Annotated in this window: 16 protein-coding genes; 2 read left to right on the top strand and 14 right to left on the bottom strand. The window is 66.3% G+C overall.

Going from position 1 to position 16,266, the window contains the following annotated elements; translation table 11 throughout:
• Positions 1 to 63 precede the first annotated feature (63 nt).
• From FHW94_RS19320 to FHW94_RS19335, 4 genes are all read right to left on the bottom strand, one after another.
• Positions 64 to 1,158: a RelA/SpoT domain-containing protein gene (locus FHW94_RS19320; RefSeq protein WP_168557469.1), complete on the bottom strand. Its 1,095-nt coding sequence runs from the start codon at positions 1,156 to 1,158 to the stop codon at positions 64 to 66.
• A gap of 81 nt (positions 1,159 to 1,239) precedes the next feature.
• Entirely contained in the window at positions 1,240 to 2,034 is a 795-nt protein-coding gene (locus FHW94_RS19325) for an SDR family NAD(P)-dependent oxidoreductase (protein WP_168557470.1), read from the bottom strand.
• Positions 2,031 to 2,888 carry a phytanoyl-CoA dioxygenase family protein gene (locus FHW94_RS19330; protein ID WP_168557471.1) on the bottom strand — a complete coding sequence of 286 codons (858 nt, stop codon included), beginning with the start codon at positions 2,886 to 2,888 and terminating at the stop codon, positions 2,031 to 2,033. Before FHW94_RS19330 ends, FHW94_RS19325 begins: the two co-directional genes overlap by 4 nt.
• Positions 2,885 to 3,697 carry a DUF1445 domain-containing protein gene (locus FHW94_RS19335; RefSeq protein ID WP_168557472.1) on the bottom strand — a complete coding sequence of 271 codons (813 nt, stop codon included), beginning with the start codon at positions 3,695 to 3,697 and terminating at the stop codon, positions 2,885 to 2,887. Before FHW94_RS19335 ends, FHW94_RS19330 begins: the two co-directional genes overlap by 4 nt.
• A gap of 139 nt (positions 3,698 to 3,836) precedes the next feature.
• On the opposite strand from FHW94_RS19335, the gene FHW94_RS19340 reads away from it, so the two are divergent.
• A complete protein-coding gene (locus FHW94_RS19340) occupies positions 3,837 to 4,613 on the top strand; it encodes an SDR family oxidoreductase (protein ID WP_168557473.1) in 777 nt (258 codons plus the stop codon).
• A gap of 4 nt (positions 4,614 to 4,617) precedes the next feature.
• On the opposite strand, the gene FHW94_RS19345 is transcribed toward FHW94_RS19340, so the two are convergent.
• Positions 4,618 to 5,862: an MFS transporter gene (locus tag FHW94_RS19345; protein WP_168557474.1), complete on the bottom strand. Its 1,245-nt coding sequence runs from the start codon at positions 5,860 to 5,862 to the stop codon at positions 4,618 to 4,620.
• Between the two features lie 77 nt (positions 5,863 to 5,939).
• Positions 5,940 to 8,291 carry a TonB-dependent receptor gene (locus tag FHW94_RS19350; RefSeq protein WP_168557475.1) on the bottom strand — a complete coding sequence of 784 codons (2,352 nt, stop codon included), beginning with the start codon at positions 8,289 to 8,291 and terminating at the stop codon, positions 5,940 to 5,942.
• 374 nt (positions 8,292 to 8,665) lie between these two features.
• On the opposite strand from FHW94_RS19350, the gene FHW94_RS19355 reads away from it, so the two are divergent.
• Complete coding sequence (locus FHW94_RS19355) at positions 8,666 to 10,150, top strand: amidohydrolase family protein (protein ID WP_168557476.1); 1,485 nt, start codon at positions 8,666 to 8,668, stop codon at positions 10,148 to 10,150.
• Positions 10,151 to 10,156: 6 nt separating this feature from the next.
• Here FHW94_RS19355 and FHW94_RS19360 read toward each other — a convergent pair whose 3' ends face one another.
• Genes FHW94_RS19360 through FHW94_RS19395 form a run of 8 tightly spaced genes read right to left on the bottom strand, consistent with a single transcriptional unit; the run spans position 10,157 to position 16,256 of the window.
• Complete coding sequence (locus FHW94_RS19360) at positions 10,157 to 11,500, bottom strand: amidohydrolase (protein ID WP_168557477.1); 1,344 nt, start codon at positions 11,498 to 11,500, stop codon at positions 10,157 to 10,159.
• Entirely contained in the window at positions 11,500 to 12,063 is a 564-nt protein-coding gene (locus tag FHW94_RS19365; protein WP_168557478.1) for a HupE/UreJ family protein, read from the bottom strand. Before FHW94_RS19365 ends, FHW94_RS19360 begins: the two co-directional genes overlap by 1 nt.
• Positions 12,060 to 12,689, bottom strand: coding sequence for an urease accessory protein UreG (ureG, locus tag FHW94_RS19370; RefSeq protein ID WP_168557479.1), 630 nt, complete (start codon positions 12,687 to 12,689; stop codon positions 12,060 to 12,062). Before ureG ends, FHW94_RS19365 begins: the two co-directional genes overlap by 4 nt.
• Positions 12,686 to 13,465, bottom strand: coding sequence for an urease accessory UreF family protein (locus FHW94_RS19375; protein ID WP_246866276.1), 780 nt, complete (start codon positions 13,463 to 13,465; stop codon positions 12,686 to 12,688). The genes ureG and FHW94_RS19375 overlap by 4 nt, the downstream gene beginning before the upstream one ends.
• Positions 13,356 to 13,916 carry an urease accessory protein UreE gene (locus FHW94_RS19380; RefSeq protein ID WP_168557480.1) on the bottom strand — a complete coding sequence of 187 codons (561 nt, stop codon included), beginning with the start codon at positions 13,914 to 13,916 and terminating at the stop codon, positions 13,356 to 13,358. Before FHW94_RS19380 ends, FHW94_RS19375 begins: the two co-directional genes overlap by 110 nt.
• Before the next feature lie 8 nt (positions 13,917 to 13,924).
• Positions 13,925 to 15,634: an urease subunit alpha gene (ureC, locus tag FHW94_RS19385; RefSeq protein ID WP_168557481.1), complete on the bottom strand. Its 1,710-nt coding sequence runs from the start codon at positions 15,632 to 15,634 to the stop codon at positions 13,925 to 13,927.
• A gap of 2 nt (positions 15,635 to 15,636) precedes the next feature.
• Positions 15,637 to 15,942, bottom strand: a complete 306-nt coding sequence (locus FHW94_RS19390; RefSeq protein WP_168557482.1) for an urease subunit beta — start codon at positions 15,940 to 15,942, stop codon at positions 15,637 to 15,639.
• A gap of 11 nt (positions 15,943 to 15,953) precedes the next feature.
• Positions 15,954 to 16,256: an urease subunit gamma gene (locus FHW94_RS19395; protein WP_168557483.1), complete on the bottom strand. Its 303-nt coding sequence runs from the start codon at positions 16,254 to 16,256 to the stop codon at positions 15,954 to 15,956.
• Between the last annotated feature and the right edge of the window lie 10 nt (positions 16,257 to 16,266).

Here is a 16,266-nt window from a genome sequence, read left to right on the forward strand (position 1 = left end):
TTTTTCTCAACCGAACATTGTATCAGCGGAGTCGATAGTTTTGCCGTCAATGCGCGTAATCGATTATGAAAGGGGTGGGTCGCCAAAGGCGAGACTAGTTTGAGCTATCGGATCCGGAATCTCTCCCTTCATAACCCGATCCACTAGGCGACTAAATAAATTTGTGTCCAAAAAGTAGTTGGGATATGCACGTTTTAGCGCATTGATGTTGTCTACCGACACAAGAACAATCTGGTTCGGCGATTTATCGGGCAGCTGGCTTTCCAGCTCTGTATAAAGCTTGTTGGCTTCCTCCGATTGTTTTGCCTTATACCGCCTAACGGTGATTTTTAGTGCCTCGGGATCAACCTCGACAATAAAGTATTTTTCATCTTTCGCAGAACCAAGCGTCGTGATGGTGGCATTATAAACTTGCAGCATTTCCTTTACGTGTAGCTTGTGTACAAGCTCGCCAATCTCCGCAATCAACGCCTTCTTCGCCGTAGGCGTGCCGGGAACTGGCGTCGTCTTCTCAATTGCCGCAATGGCGGAACCCATTAGCGCGAAGAACCGGAGCCAGTCCTCGTCCCCTTGGTTCGACTTCAAAGCTTGCTTTGTGAAGATGCCTACCGCCTCGACGGCGGTAGCCCACGCATGCTGCGCTTGGGTCCTGATCTGCACCTCGACCCGGAGCCCCGTATAGGCAGACGTGTCGTGTGTCCCACAGTACTCATACACTAAATGATAGCAACGGTAGCCGTCTGCCTTCGGCTGGTTGATGTAGTCCTTCTCGCTCCGAAATTTATGGTCAAATCTGCTAGCTTTATATTTCTGAACAAGTCGATAAACGCTGCTCAATCGAAGAAATATAGCCCGACAGCCAGCAATATCTTGCATCTGCGTCATACGCATAGTCGGCTTATCGACCAACTTTTTATGAATTGATTCTAATCGCTTCGACCGCTGCGCGACAATCACCGAACGCTCGATTTTCCGAGCTTTGTTGCGAAGAGTGATCTGGAACGTGTTTAGCGGATAGGAGTGCGCAGATCTCCAGTTGTTGAGGATTGCAAGCGCATTGAAGCCTTCCGTGGTAATGACAGGAAATTCCATTCTCTGAAGCGCTTTGCCTGCCGCATTAACCTCTTCCGGTCTAAATTCAGGCACTACCCACGCCATATGCGCCCTCCCGCATGAGACGTATGAGCTTACCGCATTTTAACAATCATTCTAAACAATAATCCGCTCCTGGCCTGTCGCTCAAAGCACCGTGGCGCCGCCGTCGATCACCAGTTCCTGCCCGGTGATATTGCGCCCGCCCGGCCCGGCCAGATAGAGCACCATGGCGACAATATCCTGCGCTTCGCTGGGTTTGCCCAGCGGAATGCCCATGTTCGCCACATAGGCGCGCAGGGCTTCCTCCTCACTCACCCCGCCCGCTTCCGCCTGGGCTTTCCACGCCGCTTTCATGCGTGGAATGGCGATCGGGCCGGGCGCGATATAGTTCACCGTCACCCCGTCGGGCCCGGCTTCCAGCGCGGCGCTGCGGGTCAATCCGCGCAGGCCCCATTTCGAGGCGCTATAGCTCGAGCGCCCGGCGCGGCCGCGCATGCCATGGTTGCCACCGATCATGATGATCCGGCCCTGGCCCGCCGCGCGCATCACCGGCAAGAGCCGGCTGAGCACGATGAACGGCGCACGCAGGTTTGTCGCGACGGTGCTGTCGAAGTCTTCGAGGCTATACTGCCCGATCGGTGGCGAGAGCGGTCCGGTGGTGCCGGCGGCATTGACCACCACGTCCACCCGCCCGCCGCTCCACGCCAGCAGCCCATCGAGCGCGGCCGCCAACTGGCCGGCATCGCGCACATCGGCGGTCAGCGCCAGGGCGCGGCGGCCCAGTCCCTCGATCTCGCCCACCAGGTCATCGAGCGCGGCGGTGCGCCGGCCCAGCACGGCCACGTCGTGCCCCTCGCCGGCCAGCGCCAGCGCGATTTCGCGCCCCGTGCCGGCACTGGCGCCGGTAACAAAAGCGATGCTCCCGGTTGCGATACTCATTGCGCTTCGGCGAAGTAGCGGCGGTTGGAACCGGCCTGGATCTTGTAGATCGAGCTGCCCGCGCGGCTGGGGAACGGCAGCTTCACATAGTTCTGCTCGAACCGCACGTCGCTGGTCGATGGGCCACGCACGATGCGTGAATCGTATTCGTCCCAATCCACCTTGTAGAACAGCGGAAACGCGTCGCTGGCGGCATATTCATAGAACAGGATGCGGCGCGGATCGCCCGACAGGTTCACGCTCGACCCATGCAGCGTCATGGGATGGTGAAAGCTGACCGTGCCCGGAGGGCCTTCGAGCAGCACCGCCTTGGCCGGATCGATCGCATCGGCCAGCACCGCGCCCACGAAATAGCCTTCATCGTCGTGATGGTCGATCAGCGGCCCCTTGTGGCTGCCGGGGATGACCTGCATAGCGCCATTGGCGGCGCTGGCGCCATCGATCAGGATCGAGGCGACCGTGGTGCCCATGTGGGTGTGCGGGGCAAAGGCCCAGTCCTGGTGCCATTCCAGCGCGTCGCCACCCTTGGCGGACTTCATGTTGATCTTGGTGTGGTTCAACCGGATCATCGGGCCGATCAGCCGCTCGGCCAGCGCCATGATCGCCTCGTTGCCGGCCAGCGCGGCATAGAAGGGATCGATGCGGTTGGGCTTCTTGATGCGCTGCACCGTGCGGTTGCCGTCAAGATCGGTGGAGAAATCGTACCACGCGTTGTCGTCGGCCACTTCGGCCGCCGCCGCTTCCACCGTATCGGTCAGCGCGCGCAACTGGTCCAGCACCGGCCCTTCCAGCAGGCCCGGCAGCACGACATAGCCGTGCTCGTCATAATGCGCGACGGCGTCTTCAAGGTTCATGATGGCATGTCCTCTGGCAAAGGCAGGTCGGTGATGACCATGTGGGCCTTGTAATGGGTAATGGCGAGCGGCAGGCGCGCGGCGCGCAGCGCATTCTGGCCCGTGGCGCCGCAGGCCCAGAACACTGGCAGTTCGCCGGGCAGAACACGTTTCATGCCGTGCCCGCCATAGCTGTCTTCCAGGCTGGCAATGCCCAGGTCTTCGGGCAGGCCGAGCGATACCGGCGCCCCGTGAAAACCGGGATGGCGCGCGGAAACCAGCGTGGCGCGGATCGCGTCGGCCGGGGTCAGCGCGCGCATCGACACGATCAGCTTGCCGCCGAACGGGCCAACCGGCACCGTCTCGCGCGTGGTTTCGTACATCGCCGAAACGTCGCCCTCTTCCAGATGGCGCAGGCGCACGCCGGCACGCTGCAACAGCGCCTCGAACGAAAACGAACAGCCGATCACGAACGGCACGAGATCGTCGCGCCAATGCGTGCTGGCATCGCGCGGCGTGTCGACCAGTTCGCCATCGCGAAACACCATGTAGCCGCCGGTATCGCGCGCGATATCCAGGTCGTCGGCAATGCCGGGCATGTCGCGGCGTCCCGGCTCGCCCCGGCCCAGCAGCGGCAGCGCCTGGGGATTGGCGCGGGCATAGGCTTCGAAATCATCGGCATAAGCAGCAGGCACGGCGATCAGGTTGCCCTGCACATGCCCCCGCGCCACCAGGTTGGTAAAGCCGGTGAACCGCCCATCGCGAATGGCCCGGCGCATGGCACGGGGGTCGCTGTGGTCCAGCGGGGCAAGAGAGGCGGCGTCGTTCATGGCGTTTCCTTACCAAGCGCAGCGCGATGCAGGGGTTGCTTTTTTCGGTCAGGGGCGTTGCCGGTCCTGCGCTGTTTTGCCGGGGCGCGATGACGGAAAAGGAAACACTTCCCCCTCTGGCGCGCGGAGCAGCCATCCCATGACGAGGCCCACGAAGACTTATGCGATCATCGGCGGTGCGGCGGGCCTGGGCGGCGCGCTGGCGCGGCTCCTGGCCGCTGGCGGCCCCGAAAATACGCCCGCTGGCGCCCCCGATAGCAACAGCGCCGTGTGGCTGGCCGACACGCCAACGGCTGCATCCGCCGCGCCAGCCATGGCCAACGTAGCGTTTCACCCGATGGACCTGGCCGATCCGGCCGCGCCGCGCGCGCTGGTCAAGACGATCACGCGGCGCCAAGGGCGGCTCGATGGCGTGGTCGTGGCCGCTTCGGCCATGGGCGGGGCGCCGCTCGCCGATTGGCAGGCAAGCGATTGGGACCGCGCTGCCGCGATCAACTTGCGCCTGCCGTTCCTGGCGGCGCAGGCGGCGCAAGGGCTGCTGACGCAAAGCCGCGGCAGTCTCATCCTGGTATCGTCCACTGCCACTTTACGCGGGCAGGCGCAAAGCCATGCCTATCAGGCGACCAAGGCGGGCCTCGCCGGCCTGCTGCGCAGCCTGGCGGCAGAGCTGGGGCCACAGGGCGTGCGCGTCAACCTGGTGCTGCCCGGCTGGGTGGAAACCCCGCAGACCCAGGCCTTCTGGCGCGCACAGCCCGATCCCCAGGGCGCGCGCGCCGCGATCGACGCGCGCATTCCGCTGCGCCGCCATGGCAGCGCCGAAGAAGTCGCCGCCGCGATGGCCTGGCTGCTGTCAGACGCCGCCAGCTATGTCACCGGCGCGACGATCCCGCTCGACGGTGGCGATACCGCCGTCTGAAAAATCAGGCGGAGAGTTCGCCTTCCGACAGGCGCCCGGCGTGGCGCAGCGCGGCCAGGCTCAGCAGCAGGGCGCCGGCAGCCACCGCGATCCACGCATGCCAGCTCCCCAGCCCGAAATAGATCGCGGGCGTCAGGAAAGAGGCGAGCGAGACGAACTGGTTGACGATGCCCGCCCCCAGGCCCGCCCCGCCGGCCCGCTCCGCCACGCGCGGCAACAGCGCCATGCACACGCCCGAAAGCGCGCCAAAGGCAAAGACCCAGCCCATCAGCCCGGCCACCGCCGCTGCCAGCGGGCTGGCGGGCACGAACAGCAGCGCCTGCGCCAGCACGCCCACGGTGGCCATCGCGGCAAACAGGCGCAAGGGACGCATCGCCCGCGCCAGCAAGGCGCCGGTCACCGTGCTGCCCGCCAGCACCGCCAGGATCTTGGCCCCGGCCACGATGCCCGCCGACGCCGCCAGCGAAACGCCATGCGTCTTGGCCAGCCAGCCGGCCGCCACCAGGCTGGTGCCATAGGAAACCATGTTGGGCAGCGCGGCCGCCAGGGCCAGCAGCAACAGCACGGGATTGGTCACCCCTGCGCGCAATTGCGCCAGTGGTGAGCGGGCCAGATCACGCGGGGCCGAGGCGACGCGCGGCAGGAGCATGGCGCCAGCCACGCAGGCCAGCATCACCGCGCCGTGGGCGGCAAAGGCCAGGCGCCAGCTCGCCCATTGCGCCACCAGCGCCGCCAGCAGCAATCCGGCGGAAAAACCCGCCGGGGCATATGTCGCCCACAGCGCCATGCCGCGCGCGCGCAGGCTGCCGCCCAGCGTGGTCATCAGCATGGCCGCCCCGCCATTGAGCACGCCGACATAGGCAATGCCGGCCAGGACCATCGACAGGTCGAACAGCCACAATGCCCGCGCCTGCACCAGGCCCAGGTCCGCCACGGCCAGCAGCAGCGGTGCCAGGATCAGCACGCGGCGCGGCCCCAGCCGATCGACCAGCCCGCCCCCCAGGGTGGAGGTGATGGCGGCGGGCAGCGAAAACAGCGAAATGGTCCAGCCGATCGCGGCCGGACCACTCGAAAAATCGCGCGCGACCAGGGCGGTCAGCGGTGAAAGCATGCCAACCATCGCCATCGACCCCAGGCCGATGGCATAGACCAGCACCAGGGTGAACACCTGGCGACTGGTGCCCTGCCACCCCGGCAGCAGCCCATCGATGGGATGTTCGGGCGGCTGCCGGGCGATGGTGTGCGACAAGGCGTTTCTCTTTTTTCAATGGGGGCGGAAAGAGGAGGCCGGCACGCGCCGGCCCCCATTTTCCGCAGCATTTGCGATCACTGGCGGTATTGCAAGGTCAGCCCGATCGTGCGCGGACGATAGGACTGTTCGTAGAACAGCGTGCCGGTGGAACTGTCGTGCCCGCGCGAGAGCAGGTCGCGCGAGTTGGTCAGGTTGTCGACGAACAGCGAGAGATCGACCCCGCCCTTGCGCAGGCCCATGCGCAGCTGGACATAGTCGCGGCCCGGCAGGGCATAGAGCGAGGAGTCATAGCCGAACGTGCCCACCGCCGAAGGGATCGTGTCGTCGCTGGTGAAGGTATAGTCCACCCGCGCATAGCCCGAGATTTCCCCCGTGATCGGCGCTTCATAGTTGCCATAGGCATGGCCCGACCACAGCGGCCCGCTGATGCGTTCGCCCGCGGCGCGCAGCAGCACCGTGCCGTTCTTGATCGTCACGTCATCGGCATAGTGCACGTTGGTATAGCCGATGTTGCCACCCACCGAGAGCCCGGTGACCGGGCGCACGTCGAGCGAGAGTTCCAGGCCCTTGCCATTGGCATCGCCCAGGTTGGACACATACGAGAAGCCACAGTTGAGGCGCACCGCCTGCTGGATGTTCTTCCAGTTGACGATATAGCCGCTGACATCGAACGCCACCTTGCCGCCGAGCAGGCGCCCCTTGGTGCCCGCTTCATAGGACCACAGCGAGTCCGATTCAAAGCTGGTCGGCACGGTGCTGGTGGTCAGGCCCAGCGCGGTCAGGTCGCTGGCACAGCGTTCGGGCAGCGTGCTGGGCTGCGCGCCGGCGGGGCGGAAGCCCTTGCTGGCCGAGGCATAGAGCATCGCGTTGTCATCGACCTGGTACTTGGCAGCAAACTTGGGCGTCCAGGCGCCTTCGCTCGTCTTGGTGATCACCTGGGTGCGCGAACCGCCATTGGTCGGGCCGTCCTTGGTCTCGTCGAACGTGAAATCGACCTTGGTATAGCGCAGCGCGGCCGTCAGCGTCAGCTTGTCGGTGGGCTTCACGTCCACGCTGGCAAAGGCGGCGTACTGGTCGTCCTTGGAGGTGATGATATCCACCAGGCTATAGCGGTTGTCATACTGCTGGAAACCGCTGACCAGGACGCCGGGAATGCGGCCCGACGAGGTGAAGTTGGAAAAGTCCTGCTGGCTGTGGGTGTAGAATACCCCGGCGCTCCAGTCGATCAGCGGATTGTTGGCCGAATAGGCCCGCAGTTCCTGCGAGAAATTCCGCTGCTTGAGCGTGAGGTAATCCTCCATGTTGGTGATGTCCTTGTTCGCATATGTCCCGAAGGGCGAACCCGAACGCAGGGTGGAGAAATACGTCGAATAGTCGAGCGTCTGGTACTGCTCGCGCTTGAGGTACGAGGTGTTGGACGCGATCGTGACGGTGCCCAGCTTCAGTTCCGCCGTCAGCGAGGGCATCAGCAGGCGGTCGCGGGTCGGCTCGGTCTGGTAGACGCCGCTGTGGTAATCGCCGTCCTTGGCGTTGCCATAGCCTTCCCAGAAATCGTCGCGCGCGTTCTGGCGCAAGTATTGGTAGAACACCTTGGGCGTGATGGTCAGCGTGTCGGTGGGCTTCCACGCCAGGGCCACGCGGCCCACCATGTTGCTCTGCCAGTTGATATCCTTGGCTTTGACGTTGTCCGTGCCCTGGGTCACCTGGTCGATATAGCCGCCCTGGCGCTGGTACCAGCCGCTGGCGCGGAACGCGAGCGTATCGGTCAGCGGCGCGCCCACGGCCAGCCCGCCTTCATAGCTGGGCGATCCGTGGTCGGTGAACGAAACCTGGCTGCGGCCATAGATGCTGGTCTTGTCGAAGCTGGGCGAAGGGGTGATGAAACGCACCGCGCCGCCTTCGGAACTCGCGCCAAACAGCGTGCCCTGCGGCCCACGCAGCACTTCCACGCGCTCCAGATCGAAAATGCGCGGATAGGGGTTGCCGCCGTAATAGCCGATGTTGCGGATCTGGATCGGCGTATCGTCGATATAGATCGCGGTGGTCGAAGACCCCACGTCTGACTTAAGGCCGCGAATGGCGATGTTGGTGCCGTTGTTGCCAGCCACGCCAGACGTGGTGGAAAACTGCAGGGCCGGGGTGATGCGCGCAATGTCATCGATGCTGCGCACGCCCTGGACGTCCATGTCCTTTTGCGAATAGGCGGCGATCGACAGCGGCACCTTGCTCAGCGTTTCGTCGCGGCGCTGTGCCGAAACCACGATTTCCCCGGTCGCATCGCTGGCAGCATCTGCGGGGGCCGGCACCGCATCGGCGGCGTGGGCGATGCCGGCATCCAGCGCGAACGGCGCCACGCTCGCGATCAGGATCAGGGCGCTGCGGCGCAACCGGCCACGGCGGGCGGGCAACGAAAGACTGTGCGACATAATGCTTATCCCTCTTGTTATGCTTCTTGCCTCCCACAGCCCTCGTCCGTTCCGCGCCTTGCCTGGGCAAGGATTGCGGCCGGCCGCCATTTGGCGGCAGGGCAGCCGTGGCGCCATTGCGCCCTGCGGCTCCCCGATCGTGCCTTGGTGTTCTCCCCAAGCAGGCCTTGGCTCACCAACAAGGTGATTCACAAACCGCCCGGCCGCCATTGCAAGAATCGAACCGGAGTGTTGCTATTCTTGTGCAACAGCGTGCCATCGGCGCTGGTGTTCGCAAGCGCGAAACACCCCATGGCCCAACCAGCACTTCGCATCGCTGGCAAGTGTGGGTCGCACCGCGTAGAGCAGGCGGGCGGCAACAGGAAGGAAACGCGATGCACGGATCGACCTGGCATGTGGGCGCGGTGCTGCCCGCTGCCGATGCGCCGCCGCTGGGCGCCCATGCCATCACCATCGGCAGCGATGGCCGCATCGCCGCGCTGGCGCCGTGCGACCCGTCAGGCCTGACCACTGCCGAAGCAGCGCTGGTGGCCATGCCCGCGCTGGCCAATGCCCACGATCATGGCCGTGGCCTCGCCACGCTCGCCTGCGGGGTGGCCGATGCGCCGCTCGAACACTGGATGATCGACCTGGCGCGCCAGCCGCGCGTCGATGCCTATGACACAGCCGCCCTGGCCCTTGCCCGCCTCGCCGGATCGGGCGTCGCCGCCGTCTATCATTGCCACAACACACAAAACGGCGCCGCCCTGCTCGACGAGGCCGAGGCGGTTTCCCGCGCCGCGCGCGACACCGGCGTTCGCGTCGCATTCGGCTGGCCGTTCTTCGATGCCAATCCGCTGGTCTATGGCGATCATGCCGAACTGGCGCGGTTTTTCCCGCCCGAACGCCGCGCGGCGATTGCCACGATGGACCAGGGCTTGCGCTCCTGCGCCACCAACATGGCCCTGTTCGACCGCGCGCAGGCACTGGAACACGATACCTTTGCCCTGCACTATCACCCCGTGGCGCCGCAATGGGCGCAGCCGGCCACGCTGGTGGCGATTGCCGCCGCATCGGCCGCCAGCGCGCGCCGCGTGCACACCCACCTGCTCGAAACGCGGCTGCAACGCGAATGGGCCGATGCCCATTTCCCGCAAGGCTTCGTGCCCTGGCTGGACGCCATCGGCCTGCTTTCCCCGCGCCTGACCGTGGCGCACGGGGTGTGGCTGCGGGCAGACGAACTGGCCCTGCTTGCTGCGCGCGGGGTAACCGTTTCGGTCAACGTCTCGTCCAACTTGCGCTTGCGTTCAGGCTTGCCGCCGCTGGCCCAGATCGCCCAGGCCGGCGTGGGCCTGGCCCTCGGCCTCGATGGCATGGGGCTTGACGACGATGCCGACATGCTGCGCGAAATCCGCCTCGCGCATTTGCTGCTGGGCCAGCCCGATCGGGACGCCAGCGGCCCGGTGGCCCTGCCCGGCACGCAGGCTGTGCTGCACGCGGCCTGGTCGGGCGGGCGCGCCGCGATCCTGGGGCCAGACGATGGCGGCGGGCGCCTCGCCCCCGGCGCCCCGGCCGATATGCTGCTGATCGACCGGCGGCGCGTGGCGCAAGACTGGATCGGGGATGGCTGGCCCGCCGATCCCGCCTGGCTCCTGGCGCGGGCAACGCGCGCCGATGTCGCCCACCTGCTGGTCGGCGGCCGCGCCGTGGTGCGCGATGGCCAGGTTACCGGGCTGGACGAAGCCGCATTGGCCGCCCGCCTCGTCGCCCAGGCCCGCGCCGCGCGCGCTGCCACCCCGCCCGACACGGCACGGATCGCGCAGACGCAGGCGGCCACGCATGCGTTCTACGCCGCCGGCTGCCACTGCGGGCAGCCATAACGCGCGTTATTTCCCCGCCACCATCAGCGTGGCGAGAGTCAGGGTTTCCACCCCGGTCTTGATGCTGATCGCCGGATCGGGCGCAAAGAACGGGGAATGGTTCACCGGCACCGGCTTGCCTTGCGCCTTGTATTGCGCCGCCATCGCAGCGCTGGTGCCACCGATGCTGAAATAGACCGAGCGCACTTTGCCACCTTGGGCGAATTCGGAAAAGTCCTCGCTCGCGGTCCAGCCCGGCTCGCTCGCCGGGATCAGCACCACGCGATCCTTGCCCAGCGCGGCGGTCAGCGTGGCAGCGGCCTGTGCACCCAGCGCCGGCTCGTTGATTACCGATCCGGTGCCGTGCATGTGCACCACATTGGGCGCGGGCGCGCCCGACATCATCGCCACTGCCTCGGCCGTGGTCTTGACGCCCTTGAGCAGCCCATCGCGCACGGCCGGATCATAGGACCGCAGCGTCAGGCCAAGGTCAGCCGTATCGGGAATGATATTGGCCGCCGTGCCGGCATGGAACGATCCCACCGTCACCACGCCGAATTTCATCGGGTCTTTCTGGCGGCTGATCACGGTCTGCACGTCTTCCACAAAACGCGCGCCCATTACCACGGGATCGATGCTCTTGTCGGGCATCGAGCCATGCGCGCCCACCCCATGGAACGTGACGTGCACGGCATCGCTGGCCGAGGTGGTGAAGCCCTGCTTGATCGTCACTTCCCCCGCCGGCGAAGGGCCGACATGGGCGCCAAACGCGAAATCGGGCTGGGGAAAGCGGGTATAGAGCCCATCGGCCAGCATCGCCTTGGCCCCGGACACCACTTCCTCGGCCGGCTGCCCCACCATGATCACGGTGCCATGCCAGCGCGCCTTCATGGCCAAGAGCGCACGCGCCGTGCCGATCCACCAGGCCATGTGGATATCGTGGCCACAGGCATGATCGACAAACGTGGTCTTGCCATCGGCATCGGTCTGCTGCGCGCGGCTGGCAAAGGGCAGGCCGGTCTTTTCCTCCATCGGCAGCGCGTCCAGCTCGGTGCGCAGCAACACCACCGGCCCCGCGCCGTTGCGGATCACGCCGACGATGCCGGTCTTGCCCACACCCGTGGTAACATCCACGCCCATGGCCTTGAGCTGCTTGGCCAAGACATCGGCCGTCCGCGTTTCGCGAAAGGCGGTTTCGGGGTGGCTGTGCAAGTCCTGATAGAGCGCCTGGAGATCGGGCCAGTCCTTGGCGAACTGCACGTCGATCGCCGCGCGCGCGGCGCTTGGATCGGCCTTGGCCAGGGCAGGCGGGCAAGCGGTGGCGCAGAGCGCGAAAGCCAGAGCGGAAGCGCAAGAAAAACGGTGCATCATCAACGCGCCTTGTGCCACACCGCGCGGCGCAGCGGCAAGGCCCGGCGCGCCAGCGCCACCACGCCCAGCCCTGCTATCTGCAACGCTGCCGCCGTGGCCAGGAAGCCAAACACGAAGCCGATCCGTGCCACGCCGCCCGGCGCCTCCAGCCCATGGGCAAAGCCATGGCCCAGCCCGGCCAGCGCCACACCGGCCGCTGCCAGCAACAACGGGGGGCGCAGGCGCAACAGCGCGGCCAGCGCCAGCCCGACAACGCTTGACCCGATCATCACTTCGGCCAGCCCCGCCGGCACGAGCGCGGCGGTGACAAAGCCGCCCAGCATCGCGGCCAGCAGCGTAACCGGCAGCACCCGCGCCGCGCGCCCGCCGATGATCCCGGCCCAGGCCCCGGCCAGCAGCATCGCCGCCAGGTGATCGGCCCCGGTCAACGGGTGCAGCAGCCCCGCCACCAACCCGCCGCCGGCACCATGGCCGGGATGGGCCAGCGCCGTGCCGGGCAATGCTGTCAGGGTGAGCAGCGCACCAAGGGCAACAAGGGCGGCATTTGCGGGCAAGCGTTTCATGCGGGGATCCTTTCGGGCAGGCCGCCGGTCTTGACGATGAACTGGATGATCTCGGGCAGGCCCAGGCATTCCTTGAGATTGGTGAACAGGAACGGCCGCTCGCGGCGCATCAGCTTGGCGTCGCGGTCCATCACGCCCAGGTCGGCCCCCACCAGCGGCGCCAGGTCGATCTTGTTGATCACCAGCAGATCGGATCGCGTGATGCCGGGGCCGCCCTTGCGCGGGATCTTGTCGCCGGCCGAAACGTCGATCACGTAGATCGTGATATCGGCCAGTTCCGGACTGAACGTGGCGGCCAGGTTGTCGCCCCCGCTTTCGATGAAGATCAGTTCCAGGCCGGGAAAGCGGCGCGCCATTTCATCGACCGCGGCCAGGTTGATGCTGGCATCCTCGCGAATGGCGGTGTGCGGGCACCCGCCGGTTTCCACGCCCATGATCCGCTCGGGCACCAGCGCGCCCGAACGGGTGAGGAATTCGGCATCCTCGCGGGTGTAGATGTCGTTGGTGATCGCCGCGATGTTCCAGTGGTCGCGCATCGCCTTGCACAGCCGATCGGTCAGCGCCGTCTTGCCCGAGCCGACCGGGCCACCGATGCCGACGCGTAAAGGTCCGTTGTGGGAAATCATGAGCGGAACAGCCTTGTGTAGAGCGTTTCGTGATGGAACGAGCAGAGTTCGAGGGCCGGGGTCGCGGTGCCGAGATCGTCGAGCGGGCAGGCGCGCGCCGCCGCCGCGATCGGGCCGATGCGGCGGGCAAGCTCGGCCATGGCCAATTGCCCGTCGGTCTGGCCCAGCGGCACGAGGCGGACTCCAGCCGAAACCAGGTTGGCGGCTGTCGCGTGCAGGAATCCGTGCACGGCGGCGCCTTCGTCCACCCCGTGCGCAGCGGCGGCGAGCGCAAAGACGGTGGCGTGGGCGTGCGGCCAATCCCCGCGCCGCGCGGCATAGGCTTCCAGCGCGGGATGGGGCCAGGCCTTGCGCACCACGGCCAGGAACGCCGCGCCCTGCTGGCGGCTTTCCAGCGCGGTTTCGCTGCTGGCACGAAACGCGGCGGCCAGGTCGGCCAGGGCATCGAACGCGGCATCGTCATGCGCCACGCGCATCGCCTGCGCCAGCAGCACCGCATCCACCCAGCCGCCCCCGCGCGCGATCACCGCATCGACATAGCCGACCAGATCGCCCCAGGACCGCACCCGGCCATCGTCCACCGCCGTTTCCAGCCCGTGGCTATAGGTATAGCCGCCGATCGGCAGCGAGGGCGATGTCCACGCCAGCAGCAGGTGCAGTGCCGGTTCAGTGAGCATGATCGTGGTGGTGCCCATGGCCATGACTGTGATGATGGCGGTGATCATGGTCGTGGCCATGCGCGTGATCATGATCGTATGGCGCGTGGCCATGGTCATGACCATGCTCCCCCGTATAGGCGCCGCCTTCGGGCGTGAACGGCGCCTCGATCAGGTCCACTTGCGCGCCAAGCCCACGCAGCATGTCCAGGATCACCCCATCGCGGCGCAGCAGGATGCACCCGGCATGGATTTGCGCGGGCAGATGGCGGTTGCCAATGTGCCAGGCCAGCCGCAGCAGCGCGATCGGGCTCGCCGCGCGCACTTCCATCAGCGCCTCGGGCACGGCTTCCACGCGCACCACACGCCCGTCAGACAGGGCCAGCCCATCACCATGGGCCAGCACTGTGGCCCGCGCCAGGTCGAGCACGAAATCGGTGCCGCCCGCCGCGACATAGCGGAAGCGGCGGCGATGCCGCGCGTCGTAATCCAGCACGATGACATCGGCCGCGCTGGCGGCATCCCAGCTTCCGGCAGGAAGCACGTCACGGGCGATGAGGGGCTCGGTCATGGTCGCTTTCAGAACAGGAAATAGCGTTGGGCAAAGGGCAGTTCGGCGGCCGGCTCGCACGTCAGCAATTCGCCGTCGGCGCGCACTTCATAGGTTTCCGGGTCCACCTCGATATGCGGCATGGCATCGTTGTGGATCATGCTGGCCTTGGAAATGCCGCCGCGCGTGTTGCGCACCGCTTCCAGTGGCCGCTCCAGCCCCAGCCGCTGCGCCATGCCCCCGGCAATGCCGGCGGCCGAAACGAAATGCAGCGAGGATTGCACCCCCGCCCGGCCCAGCGCGCCGAACATCGGGCGGTAATGCACCGGCTGCGGCGTGGGGATCGATGCATTGGGATCGCCCATCGGCGCAGTGGCGATGGAACCGCCCTTGATCACCATGTCGGGCTTGGCGGCAAAGAACGCGGGCGACCACAGCACCAGATCGGCCAGCTTGCCCACTTCGACCGAGCCGACGACATGCGAAATGCCATGGGCAATCGCCGGGTTGATCGTGTACTTGGCGATATAGCGGCGCGCGCGCAGGTTGTCGTCGTCGCCATCGCCGGGCACCGCGCCCCGCTGCACTTTCATCTTGTGCGCGGTCTGCCAGCAGCGGATCACGGTTTCGCCCACCCGGCCCATCGCCTGGCTATCCGAAGACATCATCGAAAACGCGCCCAGGTCGTGCAGGATGTCTTCGGCGGCAATGGTTTCGCGGCGAATGCGGCTTTCGGCAAAGGCCACGTCCTCGGCAATGCGCGGGTCCAGGTGGTGGCACACCATCAGCATGTCGAGATGCTCGTCCAGCGTGTTGACGGTATAGGGCCGCGTGGGATTGGTCGAACTGGGCAAGACGTTCGGCAGGCCCGCCACGCGGATGATGTCGGGCGCGTGGCCGCCCCCTGCCCCTTCGGTGTGGAACGCGTGGATCGTGCGCCCGGCAAAGGCGGCAATCGTGCTTTCGACAAACCCGCTTTCGTTGAGCGTATCGGTGTGCAGCGTAACCTGGATATCCAGCTCGTCCGCCACGGTCAGGCAGCAGTCGATGGCAGCGGGCGTGGTGCCCCAATCCTCGTGCAGTTTCAGGCCACAGGCCCCCGCCTCGACCATTTCCACCAGCGCCTGGGGCTGGCTGGCATTGCCCTTGCCGAACAGGCCGAAGTTCATCGGCAGCGATTCCAGCGCCTGCAGCATCCGCCCGATATGCCAGGGGCCTGGGGTGCAGGTGGTGGCCAGGGTGCCGTGCGCCGGGCCGGTGCCGCCGCCCAGCATCGTGGTGATCCCGGCGTTGAGCGCTTCTTCCACCTGCTGCGGGCAGATGAAATGGATATGCGCGTCAACCCCGCCGGCGGTGAGGATGCGCCCTTCCCCGGCGATGATCTCGGTGCCCGGGCCGATCGGAATGGTCACGCCCGGCTGCGTATCGGGATTGCCCGCCTTGCCGATCGCGTGGATGCGCCCGTCGCGCAGCGCCACGTCGGCCTTGACCACGCCCCAGTGGTCCAGGATCACCGCATTGGTGATCACCGTATCGGGCGCGCCCTGCGCCCGCGTGATCTGGCTTTGCCCCATGCCATCGCGGATCACCTTGCCGCCGCCGAACTTCACTTCCTCGCCATAGACGGTGAAATCCTGCTCCACCCGGATCAGCAGGGCGGAATCGCCCAGGCGGATGCGGTCACCCGTGGTCGGGCCGAACATGCCGGCATAGGCGGCGCGGGTCATGCGCAGGGCCATGGTCAAAGCGCTCCCATCACGGCGCCGCGAAACCCGATGACCACGCGCGCGCCCTCGTAAGGGATCAGCGCCACGTCGCGCGATTGGCCCGGCTCGAACCGCACCGCCGTGCCGCTGGCGATATCCAGCCGGTGCCCGCGCGCCGCCGCACGATCGAAGTCCAGCGCCGGGTTGGTTTCGGCAAAGTGGTAATGGCTGCCCACCTGGATCGGCCGGTCGCCGGTGTTCGCCACAGTCAGCACCAGCACCGGGCGCCCGGCGTTGATCTCGATCTCGCCATCGGCGCACAGGATTTCACCGGGGATCATGATGGGTTCCTTCACCGGATGGGCTTATGCACGGTCACCAGCTTGGTGCCGTCGGGAAAGGTCGCTTCCACCTGGATGTCGTGGATCATCTCGGCAATGCCGGGCATGACCTGCTCGCGCGTCAGCACGTGGCCACCGCTGGCCATCAGGTCGGCCACGCTGCGCCCATCGCGCGCGCCTTCCACCACGTGTTCGGTGATCAGCGCGATGGCTTCGGGATGGTTGAGCTTCACCCCGCGCTGCAACCGCCCGCGCGCCACCATCGCGGCCATCGCCACCAGCAGCTTGTCCTTCTCGCGCGGGGTCAGTTGCATCGTTGTCCTT

It is taken from the genome of Novosphingobium sp. SG720, assembly GCF_012275365.1.
Classification (GTDB): domain Bacteria; phylum Pseudomonadota; class Alphaproteobacteria; order Sphingomonadales; family Sphingomonadaceae; genus Novosphingobium; species Novosphingobium rhizosphaerae.

Bases quoted from the DNA above. Each gene is read 5' to 3' on its own strand.
- FHW94_RS19320 (WP_168557469.1), bottom strand. From the start codon at position 1,158: ATGGCGTGGGTAGTGCCTGAATTTAGACCGGAAGAGGTTAATGCGGCA.
- FHW94_RS19340 (WP_168557473.1), top strand. From the start codon at position 3,837: ATGACGAGGCCCACGAAGACTTATGCGATCATCGGCGGTGCGGCGGGC.
- FHW94_RS19395 (WP_168557483.1), bottom strand. From the start codon at position 16,256: ATGCAACTGACCCCGCGCGAGAAGGACAAGCTGCTGGTGGCGATGGCC.
- FHW94_RS19330 (WP_168557471.1), bottom strand. From the start codon at position 2,888: ATGAACCTTGAAGACGCCGTCGCGCATTATGACGAGCACGGCTATGTC.
- FHW94_RS19335 (WP_168557472.1), bottom strand. From the start codon at position 3,697: ATGAACGACGCCGCCTCTCTTGCCCCGCTGGACCACAGCGACCCCCGT.
- FHW94_RS19390 (WP_168557482.1), bottom strand. From the start codon at position 15,942: ATGATCCCCGGTGAAATCCTGTGCGCCGATGGCGAGATCGAGATCAAC.
- FHW94_RS19365 (WP_168557478.1), bottom strand. From the start codon at position 12,063: ATGAAACGCTTGCCCGCAAATGCCGCCCTTGTTGCCCTTGGTGCGCTG.
- FHW94_RS19355 (WP_168557476.1), top strand. From the start codon at position 8,666: ATGCACGGATCGACCTGGCATGTGGGCGCGGTGCTGCCCGCTGCCGAT.
- FHW94_RS19375 (WP_246866276.1), bottom strand. From the start codon at position 13,465: ATGACCATGGCCACGCGCCATACGATCATGATCACGCGCATGGCCACG.
- ureC (WP_168557481.1), bottom strand. From the start codon at position 15,634: ATGGCCCTGCGCATGACCCGCGCCGCCTATGCCGGCATGTTCGGCCCG.
- ureG (WP_168557479.1), bottom strand. From the start codon at position 12,689: ATGATTTCCCACAACGGACCTTTACGCGTCGGCATCGGTGGCCCGGTC.
- FHW94_RS19350 (WP_168557475.1), bottom strand. From the start codon at position 8,291: ATGTCGCACAGTCTTTCGTTGCCCGCCCGCCGTGGCCGGTTGCGCCGC.
- FHW94_RS19380 (WP_168557480.1), bottom strand. From the start codon at position 13,916: ATGACCGAGCCCCTCATCGCCCGTGACGTGCTTCCTGCCGGAAGCTGG.
- FHW94_RS19325 (WP_168557470.1), bottom strand. From the start codon at position 2,034: ATGAGTATCGCAACCGGGAGCATCGCTTTTGTTACCGGCGCCAGTGCC.
- FHW94_RS19360 (WP_168557477.1), bottom strand. From the start codon at position 11,500: ATGATGCACCGTTTTTCTTGCGCTTCCGCTCTGGCTTTCGCGCTCTGC.